The sequence below is a fragment of the Burkholderia sp. Tr-862 genome, assembly GCF_011753085.1.
Taxonomy (GTDB): Bacteria; Pseudomonadota; Gammaproteobacteria; order Burkholderiales; family Burkholderiaceae; genus Burkholderia; species Burkholderia ambifaria.
Genome location: NZ_VWWG01000010.1, coordinates 1 through 22,617, shown reverse-complemented (window position 1 = coordinate 22,617; position 22,617 = coordinate 1). Strand labels below are relative to the sequence as shown.

16 protein-coding genes and 1 pseudogene are annotated in these 22,617 nt (G+C 65.0%); 7 read left to right on the top strand and 10 right to left on the bottom strand.

Annotated elements, in window-relative coordinates; genetic code table 11:
* Positions 1-4: 4 nt before the first annotated feature.
* Entirely contained in the window at positions 5-1,579 is a 1,575-nt protein-coding gene (locus F3J14_RS05660) for a DHA2 family efflux MFS transporter permease subunit (RefSeq protein WP_166722163.1), read from the top strand.
* 16 nt (positions 1,580-1,595) lie between these two features.
* On the top strand, positions 1,596-3,047 hold the full coding sequence (locus F3J14_RS05655) for an efflux transporter outer membrane subunit (RefSeq protein WP_166722162.1): 1,452 nt from the start codon (positions 1,596-1,598) through the stop codon (positions 3,045-3,047).
* Positions 3,048-3,113: 66 nt separating this feature from the next.
* On the opposite strand, the gene F3J14_RS05650 is transcribed toward F3J14_RS05655, so the two are convergent.
* Positions 3,114-3,524, bottom strand: coding sequence for a TIGR02594 family protein (locus F3J14_RS05650; RefSeq protein ID WP_166722204.1), 411 nt, complete (start codon positions 3,522-3,524; stop codon positions 3,114-3,116).
* Positions 3,525-3,843: 319 nt separating this feature from the next.
* Here F3J14_RS05650 and F3J14_RS05645 point away from each other — a divergent pair, with 319 nt between their 5' ends.
* Positions 3,844-4,821: a hypothetical protein gene (locus F3J14_RS05645; protein ID WP_166722161.1), complete on the top strand. Its 978-nt coding sequence runs from the start codon at positions 3,844-3,846 to the stop codon at positions 4,819-4,821.
* Positions 4,822-4,919: 98 nt separating this feature from the next.
* Here the strand turns inward: F3J14_RS05645 and glmS are convergent, their stop codons facing one another.
* A complete protein-coding gene (gene glmS / locus F3J14_RS05640; RefSeq protein ID WP_166722160.1) occupies positions 4,920-6,737 on the bottom strand; it encodes a glutamine--fructose-6-phosphate transaminase (isomerizing) in 1,818 nt (605 codons plus the stop codon).
* Between the two features lie 47 nt (positions 6,738-6,784).
* On the bottom strand, positions 6,785-7,873 hold the full coding sequence (locus F3J14_RS05635) for a hypothetical protein (protein WP_166722159.1): 1,089 nt from the start codon (positions 7,871-7,873) through the stop codon (positions 6,785-6,787).
* A 1,167-nt stretch (positions 7,874-9,040) separates the two neighbouring features.
* Between F3J14_RS05635 and wecB the strand changes: the two genes are divergently transcribed.
* Positions 9,041-10,258 (top strand): UDP-N-acetylglucosamine 2-epimerase (non-hydrolyzing), encoded by a 1,218-nt coding sequence (gene wecB, locus F3J14_RS05630; protein ID WP_166722158.1) that lies wholly within the window; start codon positions 9,041-9,043, stop codon positions 10,256-10,258.
* A gap of 126 nt (positions 10,259-10,384) precedes the next feature.
* Here the strand turns inward: wecB and F3J14_RS05625 are convergent, their stop codons facing one another.
* From F3J14_RS05625 to F3J14_RS05605, 5 genes are all read right to left on the bottom strand, one after another.
* A complete protein-coding gene (locus tag F3J14_RS05625; RefSeq protein ID WP_166722157.1) occupies positions 10,385-11,173 on the bottom strand; it encodes a hypothetical protein in 789 nt (262 codons plus the stop codon).
* Between the two features lie 102 nt (positions 11,174-11,275).
* Positions 11,276-13,138: a methyl-accepting chemotaxis protein gene (locus tag F3J14_RS05620; protein ID WP_166722156.1), complete on the bottom strand. Its 1,863-nt coding sequence runs from the start codon at positions 13,136-13,138 to the stop codon at positions 11,276-11,278.
* A 149-nt stretch (positions 13,139-13,287) separates the two neighbouring features.
* Entirely contained in the window at positions 13,288-13,968 is a 681-nt protein-coding gene (locus tag F3J14_RS05615) for an OmpA family protein (protein WP_166722155.1), read from the bottom strand.
* Positions 13,969-13,986: 18 nt separating this feature from the next.
* Positions 13,987-14,751, bottom strand: a complete 765-nt coding sequence (locus F3J14_RS05610) for a flagellar motor protein (protein ID WP_006752608.1) — start codon at positions 14,749-14,751, stop codon at positions 13,987-13,989.
* A 23-nt stretch (positions 14,752-14,774) separates the two neighbouring features.
* Positions 14,775-16,010: a cyclic nucleotide-binding domain-containing protein gene (locus tag F3J14_RS05605; RefSeq protein ID WP_166722154.1), complete on the bottom strand. Its 1,236-nt coding sequence runs from the start codon at positions 16,008-16,010 to the stop codon at positions 14,775-14,777.
* Positions 16,011-16,538: 528 nt separating this feature from the next.
* On the opposite strand from F3J14_RS05605, the gene F3J14_RS05600 reads away from it, so the two are divergent.
* Entirely contained in the window at positions 16,539-17,441 is a 903-nt protein-coding gene (locus F3J14_RS05600; protein WP_166722153.1) for a hypothetical protein, read from the top strand.
* A 41-nt stretch (positions 17,442-17,482) separates the two neighbouring features.
* On the opposite strand, the gene F3J14_RS05595 is transcribed toward F3J14_RS05600, so the two are convergent.
* Positions 17,483-19,177, bottom strand: a complete 1,695-nt coding sequence (locus tag F3J14_RS05595) for a tetratricopeptide repeat protein (protein WP_166722152.1) — start codon at positions 19,175-19,177, stop codon at positions 17,483-17,485.
* Positions 19,174-21,075 carry a glycosyl transferase family protein gene (locus tag F3J14_RS05590; protein WP_348771941.1) on the bottom strand — a complete coding sequence of 634 codons (1,902 nt, stop codon included), beginning with the start codon at positions 21,073-21,075 and terminating at the stop codon, positions 19,174-19,176. The genes F3J14_RS05595 and F3J14_RS05590 overlap by 4 nt, the downstream gene beginning before the upstream one ends.
* 1,013 nt (positions 21,076-22,088) lie before the next feature.
* On the opposite strand from F3J14_RS05590, the gene F3J14_RS05585 reads away from it, so the two are divergent.
* Together F3J14_RS05585 and F3J14_RS05580 are read left to right on the top strand one after the other, a co-directional pair.
* Positions 22,089-22,385 carry a hypothetical protein gene (locus tag F3J14_RS05585; RefSeq protein ID WP_166722151.1) on the top strand — a complete coding sequence of 99 codons (297 nt, stop codon included), beginning with the start codon at positions 22,089-22,091 and terminating at the stop codon, positions 22,383-22,385.
* A 12-nt stretch (positions 22,386-22,397) separates the two neighbouring features.
* Positions 22,398-22,617 (top strand): annotated as a pseudogene (locus F3J14_RS05580) (papd-like protein); the annotation flags it as partial.

The window sequence follows — 22,617 nt, the reverse complement described above, 5'->3', positions numbered from 1 at the left end:
GACCATGACCACCGCGTTTTCCGGCGACCCCGCGTCGCAGCCCACGAAGCAGCGCGTCTTCGCGTTCGCGCTGATGTGCGTCGGCTTCTTCATGGCGACGCTCGACATCCAGATCGTCGCGTCGTCGCTGCGCGACATCGGCGGCGGCCTGTCCGCCAGTCAGGACGAGCTGTCGTGGGTGCAAACGGCCTACCTGATCGCCGAGATCATCGTGATCCCGATGTCCGGCTGGCTGTCGAAGGTGATGTCGACGCGCTGGCTGTTCACCGCATCGGCGGTCGGCTTCACGATCACGAGCATGCTGTGCGGGCTCGCGTGGGACATCAACTCGATGATCCTGTTCCGCGGGCTGCAGGGCGCGCTCGGCGCCGCGATGATTCCGACCGTGTTCACGACCGCGTTCGTGCTGTTCCCGGGCAGGCAGCGGCTGATCGCGTCGACGACGATCGGCGCGCTCGCCTCGCTCGCGCCGGCGATCGGGCCGGTGATCGGCGGCTGGATCACCGATCAATGGTCGTGGCACTGGCTGTTCTACCTGAACCTCGTGCCAGGCATCGCCGTGGCCGTGCTGGTGCCGCGTTACGTGCATATCGACGAACCCGACCCGAGCCTCCTCAAGCGCGGCGACTATCTCGGCATCGCGCTGATGTCGGGCTTCCTCGGCTGCCTCGAATACGTGCTGGAGGAAGGCCCGCGCAAGAACTGGTTCAGCGACGACGCGATCGTCATCTGCGCGTGGATCTCCGGCATCTGCGGCTTCCTGTTCATCGTGCACGCGCTGACCGCGGACGATCCGGTCGTCGACCTGCGCGCGCTCGCCGTGCGCAACTTCGGGATCGGCAGCCTGCTGTCGTTCGTGACGGGCATCGGCATCTTCGTGACGGTGTTCCTCACGCCGCTGTTTCTGTCGCAGGTGCGTGCCTTCAGTTCGCTGCAGATCGGCATCGCGCTGCTGTCAGTCGGCGCGTTCCAGCTGCTCGCGCTCTGCGCATATGCGTTCGCCGCGCGCTTCTTCAGCATGCGCGCGCTGCTCGTGTTCGGCCTCGTCTGCTTCGGCCTCGGCTGCTACCTGTATACGCCGATCACGCACGACTGGGGCTGGCGGGAACTGCTGCTGCCGCAGGCGCTGCGCGGCATCGGCCAGCAGTTCAGCGTGCCGCCGATCGTGACGATGGCGTTGGGCTCGTTGCCGCAGTCGCGGCTGAAATCGGCGAGCGGCCTGTTCAACCTGATGCGCAACCTGGGCGGCGCGATCGGCATCGCGGTGAGCGCGACGATACTCAACGACCGGCTGAACTTTCACTACCTGCGCCTGAACGAGCACGTGAGCGCCGGCGAGCCGCAGGTCGCGTCGCTGCTCGATCGCCAGGCCGCGTACTGGACCTCGGTGGCCGGCAACACGCTGGATACCGCCCAGGCCGGCCTCGCGAACCTGCATCGCCTGATCTATCGCGAAGCGCTGACGCTCACCTACGCGGATGCGTACTACGCGCTGTCGCTGTGCTTCATCGTCGCGCTGATCGCCGTCGCGTTTTCCCGTCCCATTACCCTGAACGCGCCGCCGCCGGACGCGCACTGAAGCCGAGGTCATCGTCATGAAAAAGCTACTCGTCGCGCTGGCCGTCAGCGCGTTCGCCGCCGGCTGCGCGGTGCAGCCCGCGCAGCATCCCGCGCTGCACGATTCCGTTCAATCGCTCGCGCCCGCCGCGTGGGACACCGACGTGCCGCGCGCGGACATCGACGCTGCGGCGTGGTGGGCGCGCTTCCATGATCCCGTGCTCGACCGGCTGATCGCGACCGTGCTCGACGGCAACCTCGATCTGCAGGCCGCCACCGAGCGCGTGAAGCAGGCGCAGGCGCTGACCGTGCAGAAGCGCGCGGCGCTGCTGCCCGAACTCGACGCGACCGCGCATGCGTCCGACGCGCGCCAGAACACGCCGCCGCCGCTCGGCTACGTGCGGCAGGCCGGCATCGGGCTCGCGCTGAGCTGGTCGCCGGACGTGTTCGGCGGCGAACGGCTCGACCTGCTCGCGGCGCAGGCCGAGCTGGTCGGACAAAAGCATGCGGAAGATGCGATACGGCTCGCGCTCGCGGCCGATGCGGCGTCCGCGTACGTCGACCTGCGCTGGGCGCAGCAGGAACTGAAGATCCTGCAGGACAACGCGGCGATCCGTCAGCATGCGCTCGAGCTCACGCGCAAGCGCCAGGCGTTCGGGCTGTCGACGGAACTCGACGTCACGCGCGCGCAGAACCAGCTCGATGCGCTCGAAGCGCGGATTCCGCCGACGCAGGCGCAGATCGCACATCAGCTCAACCTGATCGCCGTGTATTCGGGCCGCACGCCCGAGTCGGTCGACCGGCTCGTGCTCGCGCAGGGCGGCGAGATTCCCGCGCCGCCAGCCGGGTCGCCCACCACGCTGCCTTCGCAGGCGCTGCTGCGACGGCCCGATGTGCTCACTGCTTACGCGCAGGTCGAACGGCGCGCGGCGCAGGTCGGCGTCGCGAAGGCCGAGCGGTATCCGAAGTTCTCGCTGAACCTGGCGGACGGGATTCTTGCCGCGTCGTACCTCGGGTTGCCGACGCTGACCGACAATCTGTTCAGCGCGGCGTTGAGCGCGACCAGCCCGATCTTCAACGCGGGGCGGATCACGGCCGACATCACGCAGAGCGAAAGCCGGATGCGCGAGTCGGAACTCGGTTTGCGGCAGACGATGCTGCAGGCGCTGCGGGAAGTCGAGGATGCGCGCGCGAACCTCGTCAGCAGCGATGAAGCGACACGGCGGCTCGACAGTGCGCTCGCGGCGTCAGACAAGGCGCTCGGGCTGGCGAATCAGCTCTACAAGGGCGGCGCGACGGATTTTCTGGATGTGCTGTCCGCGCAGGAGGTGTATCTGCGGGACTCGGATGCGCTCAATCAGGTCAGGCGCGAGCATGCGCTGGCCGCGGTCGCGTTGTATCGGTCGCTTGGCGGCGGGTGGAGCAGGAACGATGCGGCGGGCGGGACGGACACGCAAGCCGTGGCCGCCGCCGCCGCCGCGAAGAACTGATCGCGGCCACCCTGCGATGCCGGCTCCGTGGCCCGTGCATGCACGGGTGCCGGGCCGGCGGTGCGATCAAGCGGCGTCGGGCCACCGGTATCCAATCACCTCGCTCAGCGGATACGCGAGTTCACGCACCTCGTCCAGCTGATTGCCGCCGAACAGATGCACGTGCTCGTCGTCATGACGCAGATAGAACCCGACGTGGCCCTTCCAGCTCGCGGGATCGTCGCGCGTGAGAATCGCGATGCAGCCGTACACCGGGCGCGTCACCGGCCGCCCCCACTCGAGCCACGAACGCGCGAGCGCCGACCCCGTGCCGCGGATGCCGGCATGCGTCATGCACCAGTTGACGAACGACGAGCACCACGAAATCTTGTCGTCGTAGCCGACGAGATTCGTGTGGTTGTTGTATTCGACGATGCGCGGGTTGATGCTGCCGGGCGGGAAACGGCGGATGCCCAGCTCGGCCAGCGCGACGGCCATCCAGGGCGGATGACCGGATTGCGGATTGCCCTCGGGGTTCGATCGGATCACGACGGTCTCGGGTTCGGTGGTCGGACGGAGGGGTTAATGTTCGCACGAATGGGACGGCGTGAGCGCAGCGCTTCGTGAGCATCCCGCGATACCCGACCGCCCTCGTCTACTCGATTTCCGACACAGGCTCGAACAATGGGCCGGATTTTTTCGCCTTTCGCCTTCGTGCGAATTCCGGATTCGGGATGCGGGCCATTCCGCGAGATCGACTACCATCTGATCATTCGTCGATCTCCAGAACACCTCCTCCGGAAAGGGGCCACGCGCCATGACTACCCGCTCAGACGGCACCTTGCCGTCCGGCATCGCCGACGCGTCGAACCAATCAAGACAGGGCACCGGTGCACAGCCGCGCGTCATTACGCTACCGGCGCATCTTCGGCAGATTCCCTCGTGTGAAGGGATTCCCGACCTGTTCAATACCTATCTGGTCAATATCGGCTTCCTGCTGTTTTTCGGCACGATGTTCGTCGGGCTGCTCACCGCACCAATCGGAGATGCGTCTTTCGCGCGAGCCGGCTTCATCGGATTCGTTTTGTGGCTCTGCATATTGGGCTGCCTCGCGTGGGGAGTGGCCATCGTCATTCGAGCCATGAAGAATATCGGCGGCTGGTTTCATGTCGATGCAACCGGCTTCCGATATGGCATCGGCAAGCGCTCGAATGCGGCAGCCCTGCAGCGGGAGCGGCACATCGAATGGCATGAAGTCGTACCCAGCCAGGACCAGCGCTGCGACGTCGAATACGACACGGCATCCCGAGTGACCATGAGGCCGGCGAGTTTCCAGTTCTGGCGACGCGGTGCCAAACGCGAACCGGCGACGCGATTCACGCTGCGCAGGAGTCTCGTGGATTACGACGCCGACAGTGCCATCCGCTGCGTTCGCTTCAAGAATCATCACGAACTGCTCGTCGCGCTGCTGTGCGGCCTGGCGCATCAGGGGCTGCGTTTCAATCCGCGGGCGTTCATCGCCGCCGGGATTCACCCTGAAACCTGGCAGCCGCTCGCAAAAGCACGACGCCCGGCGATGATCGCTTTTTCGATCATCGGCGCGCTCGGGCTTCTCGCCTTTTGGGCATGGGGGCGCATGTCGCTGCCCTTTTCGCTGGCGATCCTGATCGTTTCCTTCGTGTATTACTGGACCGAGGGCAGGTACGCTTTGTCGCCGGATATCAAGCACTATCCGCGCGATCCGATCGTATTCCGCATCGACGACGACGGTCCGGCTGACGACGCGAAATCGTAACGGACCGGGCGGCCGTGCACGAATCGCGTCGATTTGCCCGCCGCCATGCCGAGGCCGCTCCGCATCGCACCGAAGCAGCCTCGTCGCCCCCCTTCCCCTCACTCCACCGTCACCGATTTCGCGAGATTCCTCGGCTTGTCGATATCCGCCCCGCGCAGGCACGCCGCGTGATAGGCGAGCAGCTGCAGCGGCACGACGTGCAGGATCGGCGACAGAAGCCCGTAGTAATCCGGCATCCTCAGCACCGACACGCCGTCGCCGTTGTCGATCCGCGTATCGGCATCGGCGAATACGTAAAGCTGCCCGCCGCGCGCCCGCACCTCCTGCATGTTCGACTTGAGCTTCTCGAGCAGCGCGTCGTTCGGCGCGATCGTCGCGACCGGCATCGCGTGCGTCACGAGCGCGAGCGGCCCGTGCTTCAGCTCGCCGGCCGGATACGCTTCCGCGTGGATATAGGAAATCTCCTTGAGCTTCAGCGCCCCTTCGAGCGCGATCGGGTAATGCAGCCCGCGCCCCAGAAACAGCGCGTTCTCGTACCGCGAGAACTCCACCGCCCAGCGCTCGATCTGCGGCTCCAGCGCGAGCACGTCCTCGAGCGCAGCCGGCAATCGTCGCAGTTGCGTCGCATAGCGGGCGAGCTGCGCATTGTCGACATAGCCGCGCAGCCGGCCAAGCGTCACCGCGAGTATGAACAGCGCGACGAGCTGCGTCGTGAACGCCTTGGTCGACGCGACGCCGATTTCCGGGCCGGCGCGCGTCAGGAACCGCAGGCCGGTCTGACGCACCATCGCGCTGGTCGGCACGTTGCAGATCGCGAGCGTGTCGACATGACCGAGCGCCTGCGTGTACTTGAGCGCGGCAAGCGTGTCGGCTGTCTCGCCGGATTGCGACACGCTGACCACCAGCGTATTCGGCATCGCGAGCGCGTCGCTGTAACGGTATTCGCTCGCGATCTCGACCTGCGCGGGCAGGCGCGCGATCGTCTCGAGCCAGCGGCGGGCAGTCAGGCCGGCATAGTGACTCGTGCCGCACGCGAGGATCAGCACGTTGTCGATCTGCTCGAACGCCCGCGCGGCATCCGGGCCGAAGGCCGCCGGATCGAACAGCCCCGCATCGGGAATGGTCGCAGCCACGGCCTGCGGTTGCTCGAAGATTTCCTTCTGCATGAAATGCCGGTACGGCCCGAGCTCGACCACACCCTGCGTCGACGAGACGGTCTGGATCGGGCGATCGACCGGCGTGCCGCCGCGTTCGAGAATTCGCACGCCGCCCGGCGTCAGCTCGACGATGTCGCCTTCCTCGAGAAAGATGAAGCGATCGGTGATGCCGGCGAGCGCGAGCGCGTCGGACGCGAGAAAACATTCGTCATCCTTCAGGCCGACGACGAGCGGCGAGCCGACACGCGCGCCGATCAGCCGCTGCGGCTCGTGCTTGCTGAACACCGCGATCGCGTACGCGCCGTGCAGCTGCGACGTCGCATCGCGCACAGCAGCGAGCAGGTCGCCGCGATACTTGCTGTGGATCAGGTGGGCGACGACCTCGGTGTCGGTCTGGCCGTCGAATTCGTAGTGCTCGTCGGACAGTTGCCTGCGCAACGCTTCGTGATTCTCGATGATGCCGTTGTGCACGAGCGCGATTTCGTCGCGCGAGAAGATCGGATGCGCGTTGCAGGTAGCGGGCGCGCCATGCGTCGCCCAGCGGGTGTGCGCGATGCCGGTGGTGCCGGACAGCCCGGCGCTGCGCACGTGCGCGTCGAGATCCGCGACGCGCGACACGCTGCGTTCGCGGCGCGCGTGGCCATCGACGACGGTCGCCACGCCGCATGAATCGTAGCCTCGATATTCGAGGCGGCGCAAACCTTCAATCAGAATCGGAATGATGTTCCGTTGCGCAACCGCGCCGACGATGCCACACATGAAACGCCTCCTTCCCTTTGTCCGTTCATGAACCGTGCGCCATCGCGTCAGCGCGATCCGGTCACCGTGACCTCCGCCGTCGTCAACCCGCATTTGGCGGGCACGAGCGGGTCGGTCATCCTGCTTTCGAATGCCAGGTACAGTGCCTCCTCCAGTACATTCCAGTGCGCGCCGTGACGGTACGGTCCCGAGCGCGCATACCAGCAGGCGACGGTGCTCCAGTCATTCATCTTGTATGCGACCAGCGCGATCAACCCCCACGGGAAATCGGAGCCGGCGAGTTGCATCCAGGTCTTGCCGTACTTCTGCATCCACTGCGCATAGATCCTGTCGTTCGACTGGTCGGGCACCTGGACGCCCGACAGGAGCGGGAAAATCTGCGCGACTTTCGACGGATAGAAGCTCGCGTCGCTGACCTTCTGCGTGCTCGCGCGAAAGCCGGATTGCGTGCCGCGCCAGAACACCTTCACGATCGCCGACGACAGCCGGTCGGCGCGCTGGCTCCACGGCGCCGCATGCACGGCGTCGGCGCGGCGCACGTAATACGCGGCGAGGGCCTGGAACGCGCTGTGCACCTCGACGTTGTCCATCAGCAGCGCCACCTGCGGCGACGACGAGATCTGATAGACGCCGCTCGTCTTGTCGAGCAGCGTATCCAGGTGCGCGCCCGCACGGTTCAGGCTAAGCTCCCACGCGGCCGGCATCCCGTCGGGCGGGGCGAAGCGCGCGAGCAGTTCGATCCAGCTCGCCATCATCGCGTCGTCCGCGTCGGCTTCCGCGCACCGGTTCGTCAGCCCGTCCTTCACGCAATAGCGGTCGAAGCCGCCGTCCGGACGCTGGCGCGGCAACAGCCATGCGATCCATGCAAGTGCCGACCGACGGGCGTCCATCCGCGTATCGGCCGCGGCAAGCAGGGCCTTCGCCGCAAAATAAGGATCGATGCCGGCCCCGTTCAGGCGCACGGTGATCGCGCCGTCCGGGCGTTGATACAACCCGTTGAGCTGGAGTTCGGCGGCGCCCGCGTGCAGCACGGAGCAGCACGCAGCGACGCAGCAGGCAACGCGCCACGCATGGCACGGCCTGACGGTGGCCGACACGCACGCGCGTGCGGCCGGGAAAAGCGCGGGCCAGTTCATGATGTGGGGCTCCTGCGCGGTAGTCCTGCGCAATCGTCGGACGCGGCGTTGGCCGCGTCGCGTCCGGCGAACATATCGACGTGTGGCTCGGGCACCTTGGTGCGCGTGGCGCCGAGTCGTATTCGGAACGATGTCCCGTTGTGCGGCCGCGCCGACGATTCCACACATGACGCGTCTGCCTCCCGGTTCCGTTCATGGACCGGCGCCGTTGCGCCAGCGCGATCCGGTCACCGCTCTCTCCGCCGTCGGGACACGCGTGTCACTCCTGAAACTAGCAAGGGGCGAGCCATGAATCGCCGCGCCCCGTCCCGCAAGGGCCCGTGAGTACTCGATCGACACGCTGCGGATCCGGATCGCATGTTTTTGATTCACCGCCGAATCAACGGTCGCGCTCCGGCGGGGATCCCCCTTGCAAGACACGAGCACCGCGCGCAGCGCCATTCCGGGAAGCCAATCGCTGCGGACAGGCGATCCATCGCTACGGTCGGGCAAGTACCTGTGCGCCTCGCGTTGCAGATCGAGCAGCCATCGCGCCGATATGTCAGCCCGCTCCGGGCGTGCGTTTCAGATGCGCAACATTTCGCACCCGCCGAGTCTGACGATGCGCACGACGCGATGCGTCGGAGAAATCCTTCGTGCGGAAACTATGCAGGAGGGCCGACGACGTCCTGCCCATTCCTATACAGAAATCGCAACTCAAAGTAACTCATGGGACCCGCAAGGTCGCCCGCGCTTCGATCGGCAGCGCGTCGCGCGACGCAAGCTGCCGTGCTTCCAATGACGTGACCGGATCGATGTCGCGAACGGTCGGATGTTTACCCGCGTCGGGGCAGCGCGCGGCGATCGTGCTCGTAGCGCTCGTAGCAATTGTGAAACGTTCCGCGGCAATCCGCGTTTGCGAAGCGACGCGGGCCCGCTCGCAGGGCCGCTGGTTTGAATATTGCTCTATCCGTAGCAGGGACGGGTACCGGTGCGCCTCGACGCGGTGACGTACGCAACCTGACCGACAGACGTCGCGATCAACACATCGAGGAAAGCTCATGACGTGATTGACGATGCAAGGTGCCGCCGGCGTGATCACATGCGGGCATGGGACGACTCGCCTGCACGAATGCCTGACGCCAGGCGCCGGGTCCTCCGGCGCGAAGAAGCTCAACGAGGATAACGATGAAAAAGATCTTGCTTGTGTTCGGGACTCGGCCGGAAGCCATCAAGATGGCGCCGCTCGTCCGCGCGCTGAAGGCGCGCAGGGATGTCGACGCCAGGGTATGCGTCACCGCCCAGCATCGGGAAATGCTGGATCAGGTGCTGACGTTGTTCGGCATCAAGCCCGACTACGATCTCAATCTGATGCGTCAGAGCCAGACGCTGACCGACGTGACGACCGGCATTCTTCAGGCGATCGGAGTCGTTTTCGACGACTTCCGTCCTGACGTCGTCCTGGTGCACGGCGATACGACCACGACGCTGGCCGTGAGTCTCGCCGCGTTCTATCGCTATCTGCCGGTCGGACACGTGGAAGCGGGTTTGCGCAGCGGCGACATCTGGTCGCCGTGGCCGGAGGAACTGAATCGCCGCGTGACCGACGCCGTGTCGTCATGGCATTTCGCGCCGACCGGCCAGGCTCGCGACAACCTGTTCAGCGAAGGCGTACCGGTGGGTGCGGTCGTGATGACCGGCAACACCGTGATCGATGCGCTGCACGACGTCAAACGGATGCTCGATCACAATGCCGAGCTCAACGACACGGTCGCCGCGCACTTTCCGTTTCTCGAACCGTCGCGTCGCGTCGTGCTGATCACCGGCCATCGCCGCGAAAGCTTCGGCGAGCCGTTCCGGCATTTCTGCGAGGCGCTCTGCGCGCTCGCGAACCGCTATCACGATGCGCAGTTCGTCTATCCGCTGCACATGAATCCAAACGTGCGCGAGCCAGCGCGCGCGCTGCTCGGCGGCGTGCCGAACATTTATTTGATCGATCCCCAGGAATATCTTTCGTTCGTATTCCTGATGTCACGCGCGCATTTCATCATCACCGACTCGGGCGGCATCCAGGAGGAAGGGCCTGCGCTCGGCAAGCCGGTGCTCGTCACGCGCGACACGACCGAGCGTCCCGAAGCGATCCAGGCCGGCACCGCGCGGCTCGTCGGCACGGATCAGGAACGGATCATCTGGGAGGCGTCGCGACTATTCGACAGCGAGCGCGCGTATGAGGAAATGTCGCACGCGAGCAATCCGTATGGCGACGGTCATGCAAGCGAGCGGATCATTCATGCACTGATGCATATTCCGGGGGCGACCGCGAAGGCGACAAGCTTTTCGATGGGCGCCGCGGAAATGCCGTTCAACCCGCTCACACTGGGGTTGCAGGCGTTGCGCTCGCGCTGACGTCGATCACTGGACGGCATGCCGACGGTCGGCGACGCGTGACGTCGCCGGCCGTCATTCGTCACACGTGAACCACCGTCCATCGCCGTCGAATCGCACCGTACAACCGGCGAGCGCCGCCGTCCGCTATCGGATCACGGCATCGGCCATCGCCTGGGCCTGCGCAATCAGCCGCGGGTAAATCCGCTGGGACACCACCTGTTTGGCGAAACACGCCTGCCGCGTATCGTCGGGCACGCGCGCCGCGCTGCACGCCGCGATCGGGCGCAGCGTCACGCTCTTCCACAGGATGTACACCCGTTGGCCCTGCCGGACCGACACGGCCAGCGTGTTCGGCCCGTCCGGCACGCCGTCCTGGCTTTCGCCCAGCAGCAACGCCTTCACGACGCCGTCGGCCGGCTGCCGCTTGACCGGCAATTCGGCGAAGCGAAACGCCGCGGCGTCGTCGCCGAACACGTTCGTGTAAAGCGTTTCATGGTCGAACATCGCGGCGACATCGTCGGTCGGCTTGATGCCGGCATCCGCGTTACTCGCCCAGGCCTTCAGCAGCGCAACCGTCGTCACGACGAGATTCGTCTTGCCGTCCTCCGACTTGAAGGACAACCCGTCCGGCCCCGGCGGCATCCCGTCGACGGGGCCGACACTCTGCACGGTGCCCTCCGCCTTCGCGGCAAACCCTTTCGCCCGGACCGTGCCGATCAGCTTGGCGAGCCGTGCATTCACGTCGGCCGTGTACTGCTTGTCGAGCGCCGCCCGATCCTCCATCCGCGCCGCCGCCAGGGTCGCCGCAGCCTTGTTCCGATAGGCAAGATACGACTCCGCCGGTGATGCGATCACCTTCGCCCCGACCGCGGCGAGCAGCGCCGCGACCACCACTACTCCCGCACCGACCTTCAGTCTTGATATGCGCTTCATTTTTTATGACGTTACCGAACCCCGCGCCGACAGCGAAAACGGCTGCCGTCATCCCGCGGCAGCCGTCCCTCAGAAACGCTTCATTCTAACGTCGCGCGCGCTTCATTCATCTACCTTGAATGCCGATACCAGTCGCGTCAGTTCCGCCGCCTGCTGCTTCAGGCTCTCCGCGGCCGCCGCGCTTTCCTCGACCAGCGCCGCATTCTGCTGCGTCATCTGATCGAGCGACTGCACCGCGTCGCCGATCTGGTCGATGCCCGCGCTCTGCTCCAGGCTCGCCTCGGCGATCTCACTCATCATCGCGCTGACGCCCTGCACCTGCGACACGACATCGCGCATCACCTTCCCCGCCTCGCTGACAAGCCGCGACCCGGTGTTCACCGTGCCCGCGCTGTGCTCGATCAGCGCCTTGATCTCCTTCGCCGCCTGCGCGCTGCGCTGCGCGAGGTTGCGCACTTCGGCAGCGACGACCGCGAACCCGCGTCCCTGCTCGCCGGCCCGGGCCGCCTCGACCGCGGCATTCAGCGCAAGGATGTTCGTCTGGAACGAGATGCTGTCGATCATCACGATGATCTCGGAGATCCGTTGCGACGCATCGCTGATCTGCTCCATCGTGGACACGACTTCGCCGACGACCTGCCCGCCGCGCGACGCCGTATCGGATGCGCCGGTGATCAGCTTCGCGGCCGTCGTCGCGGTTTCGGTGTTGTTGCGCACGACCGCCGTGATTTCCTCCATCGACGAAGCCGTGCGCTCGAGGTTGCTCGACTGCCCTTCGGTGCGCTCGCTGAGATCCGCGTTGCCCGACGCGATCTGCGCGGAGCCGGTCGCGATCGACGCGGACGCCGCGCGGATCCGGTGGACGAGCGTCGACAACGACGACACGAAGCGGTTGAACGCGTCCGACAACTGGCCGATCTCGTCCTCGCTCTCGACCGTCATCCGGCGCGTCAGGTCGCCCTGGCCGCTCGCGATCTCCGACAGCAGCGTCGCCGCGCGGCGGATCGGCGCGGCGATCGCGCGACCGACCAGCCAGATCACGACCAGCGCGACGCCAAGGCCCACCACCGCGGCGACCAGCGCCGCGCTGCGGATCGCGCGCGTCACCGGGCCGAGCAGTTCGGCCTGCGGCACCTCGACGACCACGTACGCATTCAGTTCCGGAATGAACGACGTCGCGATGAAGCGCGCACCGCCGTCGCCGTCGTAGCTCAGGTATGCATACGGCTTGCCGGCCAGCAGCGTCGACGCCGAGTCGCCAGGCAGGCCCGGTTCGTCCTTCAGGAAGTGCTTGCCGTCGATCAGCGACGTGTCGCGATGCATCATGATCGCGCCGTCCGGCCGCACGAGGTACGCGAACCCGGTCTCGCCGATCCGGTACGCGGCGATGCCCTTCGCGAGCGCATCGACGGACAGGCTCATGCTGGCCGCGCCGATCGGCGCGCCGTCGAGCTCCACGCGGCTGTTGATGAACATCATGTAGCCGCCGAGCGTGACTTCGCGATCCATGTTCACGTCGAAGGCCTTGCCCGACGCGAGGAAGTTCGTCAGCCACTGATCCTGGTCGGTGACCTTGCGCTGCAGGCCGCCTTCGTTGTAGTAGTTGCCGCTCTTCACCGACACCCACTGCACGGACGCCGCCTTCTGCTCGTCCTTCACGTTCTTCGCGAGCTGGATCCAGTTGCGCGTGCCGGCATCGGGCTCGCCGTCGGCTTCCCATTGCAGCAGGAACGCATCGCGCGCGAGCTGGCGCGACGCGGCGATCGGTCCGGCCATCTGCCGCTGCACGTCGGCGCGGATGCCGCTGACGGCCGTCGGCAGCTCTTCGCGGACGACGCGATCGCGCACCGCGTGACCGATCAGGCGGACGCTCAACCCGCTCGAGATCGCGACGAACACGAGCAGGCAACTCGTCATGCTGAGAATCAGCTTGTTCTGAATGGACAGCTTGCGCCAGAAATGCATGGGTAACCCTCGATAACCGCTCGGTCTGAGCCAGCTTGGGTTATCGGCAGGCACACGCGAAATCGCATCGTCGATTTCACATGTCCGTCATGCGGGATCCGATATGTCGTCGACAGGCGGGCGTGGCGGGCCCGCCGAGCGTCGCGCGATCAATATGCGACGAAGATCGTCACCCGGCGGTTGCGCGCCCGCGCGGGCGCATCGTCGCCGGCGACGAGCGGCTGCGTGTCGGCTCGCCCGATCGCCGCGAGCCGGTGGGGCGCGACGCCGCGATCGGCCAGATAGCGCACGACGCTGCCCGCCCGCGCGGAGGACAGCTCCCAGTTCGATTCGTATTTCGCGTTCGCGATCGGCACGCTGTCGGTATGCCCCTCGACGAGTATGTCGCCGGTCGCATGCTCGCTCAGCGCCCGCGCGATCTGGCTCAGCACCGGCGCCGCGTCGGGCAGCAGGCGCGCATCGCCGACGTTGAACAGGATCTTCGCATCGATGCCGATCTCGATGCCGTGCGCCGCCCGCACGAGCGAGATGCGACCGTTCGTCTTCAGCGCATCCAGCGAGGCCAGCCACGCCGGCGTGCGCTCGGGCATCGCGGAACCGGTCGCGGCCGCTGCGCCACCGTCGTGCCGCGCGAGGGTCTGATATCGCGCATCGAGCGCGTTGTATTTCGCGAGCTGCAGCACGTACAGCGCGAGAAACAACACCATCAGCGTCGTGATGAGATCCGCGTAGGAAATCAGCCAGCGTCCGGACTGCGCGCCTTCGGCTTCATCGTCGTCGCGGTCGGCCGCAGCCGAAGCCGCACGCGCGCCGTCAGTTCGAGCCGTCATGTCGAAGCTCCCGATGCGTCATGCGAGCGACTCCGCCGCGCGGCCGCGCACGTCGCCGGTCAGCCGCGTTTCGATCGTATGCGGCGACTCCTTGCGGGAGATCGCGAGCAAGCCGTCGAGATACAGCTTGCGAAAACGCAGCTCGCTGTCGATCTGCGCACGCAGCTTGCCGTAAAGCGGCAGGAACACGAGGTTCGCGAACGCGAGGCCGTAGAGCGTCGCGATGAACGCGACCGCGATGCCCGGCCCGAGCTGCGCCGGTTCGAGAATGTGGCTCGTCACCTGGACCAGCCCGAGCACCGAGCCGAGAATGCCGAACGTCGGCGCATAGCCGCCGGCCTGCTGCCACACGCGCGCGGCCGCGAGCCGGCTGCGCTCGTAGGCGTCGAGCTCGCGGTGCAGCGCGTCCTCGAGCACGGCGGTCGACACGCCGTTCGCGAGCAGTTCCAGCCCGCGCCGCGCGAACGGATGAATGCCGCTCACGTCCATCGATTCGAACGCGAGCAAGCCGTCGAGCTTCGCGCGATCGCCCCACTCCAGCAGGTCGGTCAGGTGCTTGCGATCGACTTCCTGCGCGCGCACGAACGCGAGCCGCAACTGCTTCACCGCATCGAAGAAGCGCGCCCACGTGTTCTGGATCATCACCGCGCCGAGCGTGCCGCCGAGCACGATGACGAGCGCTTCGAACTGGAACAGCATCGAGAAATGGCCGCCTTCCAGCGCGAAGCCGAATACGATGGCCGCGCCGCCGAGTACCACGCCGGCCAGGGTCAACAGGTCCATATGCGTCTCCGTCGGATCGGGTGTTACGCGTCGGATGAAGCCAAAGGCGCGGACGGCGCCGGCGCCTTGGCAATACGCACGGCATCGAGCACGCGCCGCTCGATCTCCTCGATCTCGATCGGATCGAGCTTGAGCTCGCGACGCATCACCCACGACACTTCGTTGCGCCGCGCCTCCGTCATCACGGAGAACAGCTTGTCGGCCACCGCGCGATCGTCGAGGCTCGCGATCAGCTTCGCGAGATCGTACGTGTCGAATGCGCTGATCACGTCGAACAGCGTGCGCTGATCGATCCACACGATGTCCTCGAGCGCGCGCACGTCGCCGCCGGCGCGCGGGCTGCGGCGCGAGAAATACGCGACGCCTTTCTGCTCGACGTAGCCGAGCACCTTCGACTTGCGGAACGCGAACACCTCGTCGGCGATTTCGCCGTGCGACAGCTTGTTGAGCAGCAGCTTCCGGTCGACGCCGATCAGCGCTTCCAGATCGGCCAGCTCGATCAGCTCCAGCTCGCTGTTGATCGACAGGTCGAGATCGTGATCGGCGACCTGCTGCGCGCGATCGATCACGCGCGCGGCATCGAACGTGACGACCTGGCGCGCATCCGACGAACCCGCGTAATCGGCCGCGCCGGCATGGTCGGCCTGCGCGGCTTCGATCGTGACGAGATTGAGCTTCTCCATGCGGTGCAGCATCGCGAGCACGTGCGGGCGCGAATGGCCGGCGATCGCGCGACAGCGGCGGATCACGTCCGCGAGCGGCACCGACGTTTCCGCCGCATGCGCCTGCATCGGCCGGCGCGACCACGCGTCGTCCGATGCGCGCGTGTCCGCGCCCGCCATCAGCGACAGCACATGCGCATACGACAGCACGCCCGGCATGAAGTCGGCGTGTGTATAGGTCGCGAGCTGATCGTCCTTGCGCTTCACGCGCCGGATCATCGTGCGCACGACATGACGAAGCAGCGCGGACACGTGCTCGATCTCTTCATCGAGCACCGCGGCCGGCACGACCGTGAGCTGACAGAACGACAGCGCCTTGGCGGTATGCGCACGAGGCTCGGCCGCGAGCAGCGCCGATTCGCCGAAGAACTCGCCGCGCCCGAGCGTCGCGACGACGACGCGCTTGTCTTCGCAGCGCGTCGACAGTTCGACCTTGCCGTCGGCGATCAGAAAGATGACGGGCTCGCCGGCGAAGCCCTCCGAGTAGATGATCTCGCCGGGCGCGGCTGTGCGCGTCCATGATTGCTGACGGTTCAAGTCGATTCCCCTGCTGCGCTGGTTATTGCGGACTGCACGTCGCATGTCGCATGCATGCCATCGACAGTCGTCCCCGTGCCCGTTTTAACGTCATCGGGCCGCGCATCCTTTAGCGAATTCCTGCTCGTTTTTGCTGAAAATCAAGGTGAAACGTTTGCGAACGAATGCGCATCGTCGAATGAATGCGCACCTTCGGAAGATTCCTCGATGCGTCCGCAGGCCGTACGCCCGGCCGACCGACAGCGCGACGATGGGTGGGACGCGCAACGGTACAACGACGGAATTCGCCGTTCGGTCGCCCGTCAGGATCGCTTCGGGATGCTGCCTTTATCTCGCGACAGCCCCGCTGGGGCGACTGCTGCGGCGCGACATTAGGCCCCTTTACTTCGCTTATTGTCAGATAATTACCTTTTATTTTCGTCTAAAATCGCGCTTCTTCTTACCTTAGGATGGAATGAAGTTTTGATTAAACTGACGAAAACTATCTCGCGCACGGCCGTTGCCGCATGCGTGGCGTATGCGGGGCTGATGCCCCTGTCCCAAACGGCCAGCGCCCAGGTCGCACCGTTGAAGAATCCCGTCTACGGCGTCACGCTCGACGACCTGACGAAGCTCGATGCGATCGTCGCGTCGCTCCAGAACCTGCCGTACCGACCGACCGTGCGTGTCGTGTTCGATCCGGGCACGTCGGCCGCCGACTACTACGCGCCGCTGCTGCGCCTGCACGCGGTCGCGTATGTGATGGGCGAGGTCTACGATTCGTACTATTTCCCGACGGATCTCGCGACGTACAAGGCGCGAACGCAGGAACTGGTGTCGCAGTTGAAGAACACCGTCGACGTGTGGGAAATCGCCAACGAAATCAACGGCGAATGGTTGCGCAACGACCCGAGCGGCACGAATGCCGTGGTCAATTCGCAAGAGCAGCAGATCGGCCAGATGGTCGCCGCGGCCAACACGATCGTCAAATCGAACGGCGGCAAGACCGCGATCACGCTGTACTACAACGACGACAGCAAGGGTAACAACTGTTGGGAGAAACCCCAGGATTACTGGAAGACCTGGCCGACGGCCTTCCTGCCGGCAACGGTGCGCCAGCAGGCGGACTACGCGCTGTTCAGCTACTACCCGTATCAGGATTGCCCGGGGCTGAATCCGTCGTGGAATAACGATTTCGCGGCGCTCGAAAGCATCTTCCCGAATGCGAAGGTCGGCTTCGGCGAAATCGGCACGTCGCAAATTTCCGCGCCGGCGTCGGTGCAGCAGAACCTGATCAAGACGTATTATCCGATGGTCAACAGCATGAACGATCCGCGTTTCATCGGCGGATTCTTCTGGTGGAACTACGCCGAACAGATGCTCCCGTATTCGACGAGCTCCTACTTCCAGTTGTTGCGCCAAACCATCATCACGCTGAAGTCGCCCAACTGATCGGGCTCACCTGCGAGCCGTTCCCGCGTCAGCGCAGTCGCTCAGAACCACAATGTCGCGCGTACGACGAGACCACGTGCGCGTGCCGCTGACGTCAACGGGAAACGGTATTGCACCGTCACGTCGAGATAGCTTGCCGGCGCGGTATACCTGCCTTCGCGAAACCAGTACCTGAACTGGACGCCGGGCCCCACACCGATTGCCGTCCTGTTCGGCTCACGATTGTCGTGATCGCCTGCCACCGCGACGTGGGGGTAGACGGTCAGCCGGTCGCTGAGCGCCGGCAAACGCCACGTGTGCCCGTAACGCAGCTCCGAATAAATGATGTAGCGGCCCGCCTTGATGAAATACGCACCTTCGACATAAGCCTGCCAGCTCCGCCAGCTCGGTTCGGTGACGCGCAGGTCGGTGCCCCCCTCCGATGAATAGCCCACGCGCATCAGCCAGTCCGTCATCGACAGGTGGCCGACATGGAACAACCGCTCGGCGGTCAACACCACGTTCTGGTCGGGTATCGGCTTGTAGCGCGCGCCCACCGACCCTTGCACGGTCGGCATCCCGGTCACGTTGCCCGAGCCGTCGTAGGCCGTGCCGTATCCGCGCACGAAGAACTGGAGGATGCGACCGTTCTGATAGCCGATCTTCGGCGGCTGCCAGTACGCCTCGATACCCGGCTGAAGCACGCTGATGGTGCCTTGCGGGCCGAATGCGGCCGACTGGTATGGCGCGCTCAGCACGAAACCCCAAGTGCGCTCCAGCTGTTCCACTTCCCGCCGATAGCCGAACTTGCGCTGCGCATCGAACGCGTGTTCGTTTTCGTCGGCGTCGAGGCTGTGTTCGAACAGCTGGACGGACTGCTCGTTCAATCCGATCCGCTTCGCGGCATAGCCGGCGTCCGCGTAGTTCATCGCGTTGCCGGCGCCACCGGCGAAGCCCTCCCGAAATGCGTCCAGCGCGGCGCGATCGTCGTGCTCGCGCAGGAGGTCATAGGCGTGCTGCAGCTTCTGCTGCGCGCTATCGTCGACCGCCGCCTGCGGCGGCGCGTCGACTTGCCGCGCCTGCGCCGCGATCGACGCAGCCATGTTGCGTTCCGCATCCGTCGATGCGTCGCTGGCCGCCAGCTCCGCCATGCGGAGAGCGCTTTCGCGATCACCGGCCAGTAGGCTCAGTTGCGCGATACGCACCTGAACCACGGCCGATTTTTCATCGGCCAGCGGCGCCAGTGCAATGCCGGCTTCATGCGGGCGATTCACCGCAAGCGCGCTGTCGGACCATGCAAGACGCAGGTTGCGCTGCTGCTCGCGGCTCCATTTTCCGGTCGCGACGGCGGCCGAGAAATCGCGGCACGCAACGTCGTAGCGCATCTGCCGCTGCGCCAGGTAGCCATGCTGCGCCAGTACCGCCGGGCTCTTCGGAAAACGCACGCTCAGCGATTCCAGCAGCGCGTCCGCTTCGTCGACCTTTCCTTCGCGCCGGTACACATCCGCGAGCAGCAGCGCGAGCTGCTCGCTCCCCGGCTGAATCTTGACGGCACGCGACGCATACTCGTCCGCGCGCGGCAGGTCGCCGGCGTTGATCGCCTTGTATGCGCCGTCGGCGAGCCGGTAGGCCTTCGCAGTGAGCGGCTGGGCCGCGGATGCCGGCGCCTGCCAGGCAAGCGACACGGCGAGCGCCAGCGCGCTCAACCGTGCGTAACGCTTGAGGCCGGCCGCGATGGGTCGTGTCGCGCGCTTCATGCCTGTTCTCCCGACGGCCTTTTTGCCGCAGATGCCGGCGTCGCGTCATCGCCGTCGCGCAGCCGCGCGATGTCGACGAAGCGCGAGTGCCGCGCGAGTTCGGTGGCAATCTCGGCATCGCAGGCGATGAAATAGGCAACGTTCGATCTGGCGCCGCGCCGCACGACGTCCTGTTCGTCCGGCGTGAGCGGGCGCCCGACCGCGATATTGAGCGTCCCGTCGTCCGCGGTCGAAAACGGGACCGCGCGATACGCGTACTGCAGTTCGAATGCCAGCGAGTCCGCGAAGTGACCGACCGCGACGTTGCCCAGGCTCACGCGCGGCAACTCCGCCTGCTCGGCGAGCGCATCAGCCAGCGATTCGGTGGACAGCTCGGTGCATTCGAGCAACAGTTCACCGAGCCGCTTGCCGCATGTCAGTTGTTTCTCGAGCCCCGCCTGCAGCTGCTCCAGGGAGACGACGCCCCAGCTGACCAGGATCTCGCCGACCTTGCGCCGCCCTTTCCCGAGTTCTTCGTTCGACAGGTAGGTGTGACTGGTCTTGTCCCACGCGATCGGCCTGCCGTTCACGAGATGGCCGACATAGATGCGCCACGCGCGACTCACCGCGCAGAAATTGATCAGGTTGTTCACGAACATCCGGGGAATCGACAGCAGCCCCTGGAGTGGGCCGTTCAGCTTGCTGACGAAGTGGAAGCGCTGCCCGGCGCGGACAAACAGCATGGCGGTGTTGACCCACAGCAGCGGCGCCACCCATGCACCGCCCATTACGACGTGAGCGCCGGCGGGGATGATGCCGCCGCTTTTCTGAAGAAAGGCAAGCAACACGAAGTTGAGCAGCACGCCATAGGCCACCACCGAAAACAGCGACGTCACGATGCCCTTGCGATCGTGGAAGAACATATAGCGGGTGAGGAGGTCGCCCTTCCAGCCGAGCTGCTCCCAGCCCTGGAAGGCGATGCCGAGGATCCAGCGCGTGCGCTGCCGGTAGGCGGTGCGAAACGTCTTCGGGAAGTACTCGCGCGTGGCCAGCAGATTTCGATTACCGGCGCCGGCTTTCGCACGCCCCGGGCCGGCATCGTGCACGGCGTCCGAAAGCGCGAAGCGGGCAAATGTTTCCTTCATGCCGAGATCTTTCAACCGGAAGCTGAAGTCGTAGTCTTCGGTCAGCGAACTCGTGTTGAATGGAGAACCGTTGCGCGCCTTCATCGCCGCCTCGATCGAACGGCGGCTATAGCATGATGCAACGCCCGCGCCCGGCACGACGCCGGTCAGGCGGGCTCGTACCGGCACGTCCTTCTGGTGCGTTTCGCTGAAATCGTCGAGATAGCAGCCGGCGACGAACTCGTTCCATTTTCGCGGCAACGACAGGACCGGGAGCTGAACCAGGTCGCTTTCCGCTACCGCATGATTGAGGTACTTGAGTTCGACCGGATGAATGACGTCTTCGCAGTCGTGCATGACGACGCCTGCGAATCGAATATGATGGACTTCCTCGTAGCGCAGGATGGCTTCGATGATCCAGTTCAGGCAATCCGCCTTGCAGGTCGGCCCGTCGTTCCTGACCGTTGCGCGCGTCACCCTGCCCGGATACCGGCGCACCATCCGTTCGACTTCCGACGTGGTTTCGGCGTCGTTGCAATAGGTGCCGACGAAAATGACATAGCGCTCGTACTCGAGGGTCGCCAGGGTGTTCTCGATCATTTTGGCGATCACGTCATACTCTTTCCACGCCGGCACCATGAGCGCCAGATGGCGCTCTTCCAGCGCGCGCAGCATGCCGATATCGACGGTCTGCGCTTTCTCGCGACGCAAGATCCGCCCGAGTTCGAACCACCAGTAACAGGCGTCCAGCGTGAGGTCATCCAGCGTGCTGACCAGGATGACGATGGCGGTCACAATGGCGACGATATTGATCGCGTATAGATACGTACTCCATATCATATTATCCATGACCCCTTCCGCGTTCTTCGATCGTTCGCCTTCGCTTCCTCTCCGCCGAACCAACGCAAGACGAATCTCTCCCCGTCCCCGTCGCCCCCGTCATGTCCACCCCGATGCGGCGCCGCACCCGCACCCGCCGCTCTCGACAGACCCGGATCACGCGTCGAGCGCTATCGATACGGCCACGTAACATCCTCAAAAACGCAACGTGTTCAGTGGATGACTTTCGACAGCCGATTTCACTGCTTGCCGCCGCCCCGCATTCGCCGATGCTTGCAGCCAAGTTGCGATCTGGCGCCTCGCAGTGCGCCCCGGGCACTGTCTTCTCCGCGCACTGCTGTTCTAGCAAGTCGTGCGCCATCGCCGCGCAGCCCTTGGCATGCCGAGTCCCCGGGCGGACGTCACACGATTGCCGGCTCGAATCCGGCCCAAACGTTTCAGCGCTGCAACACTACGTGAGCGATCCGCTGAAAGCAGCCTGACAGGTCGGCGCCGCGTGCCGTTCGACGCGATCGGAGCATCGCCGCACGGTTCGGCTATCTACCGGGGCAGGGAAGGATCGGCGTCTCACGAAAAAATCTCGTATCCAAACGGATATTGCACATGCGCGCCGATCGACTCGATTGCCGCGTTCCAGGTGCGACATTCAGCACGCAACCGGCTTTTCCCGACCACGCCGGATGCGCTTGCCGGACTGGATTCGAAAAAACGCATGCGTTGCAGGCATGAAACGTTTATCGAAAGCAATTTGTGACTGTCGCGATGTGCCGGTTTCGACGTCTCGCCCCGACGCCCATTAGCGGCAGATGGTATGGAACTAGCTTGGAAGCAACGGTATCCGGTTTCGTTTTTTTATCGGGTAGAAGCGCGCAAACAATCACGACACAACGACCCGATTTCAATCGGCAATTCAACGCGCTCGTTTCTTAAGGGGAAAAACTTAATTTGCATATCAAAGGATGAAAATCATGCCTTCGCATCTCTACCAATCTTTTCGAATCGGGTTGAGCACCGCCGGGCTGGTCCTGACGTTGGTTCCCGCGCTCGTCGTCATCGGCACGGCGCCGGAGGCGAGTGCGCAGCAGACGAACCAGTCGTCTCACGGCAAGATCAAGGCCCCTCCCTTACCCAACGGCTCGGCCAACACCATCGTGAAGCCAGGCATGTCCGAGGAGGATTGGGACAAGGCATACAAGGAGACCGGGCGCCCGAAGTTCAACAGAAGCCTCGTGAAGAGAAACGGCGGCAACGTCGAACGCGAATAGGGAGAAACGGCCATGAAAAAGATCTTGATCGTCATAGCCCTGCTTGCCGGACTCGCGCAAATGACCTTGCCGGTCACCGCGCATGCGCAGGTCACTACCGCACACACGCTCGTGCTGTACGACAACCCGGCCAACGACCCGTACTCGAAGCTCGGGCTGATGTACAGCATCATGTTGAGGAACCTGCTCGGCCACTTCAATACGACCGTCGACCTGGTGCCGATACAGAACT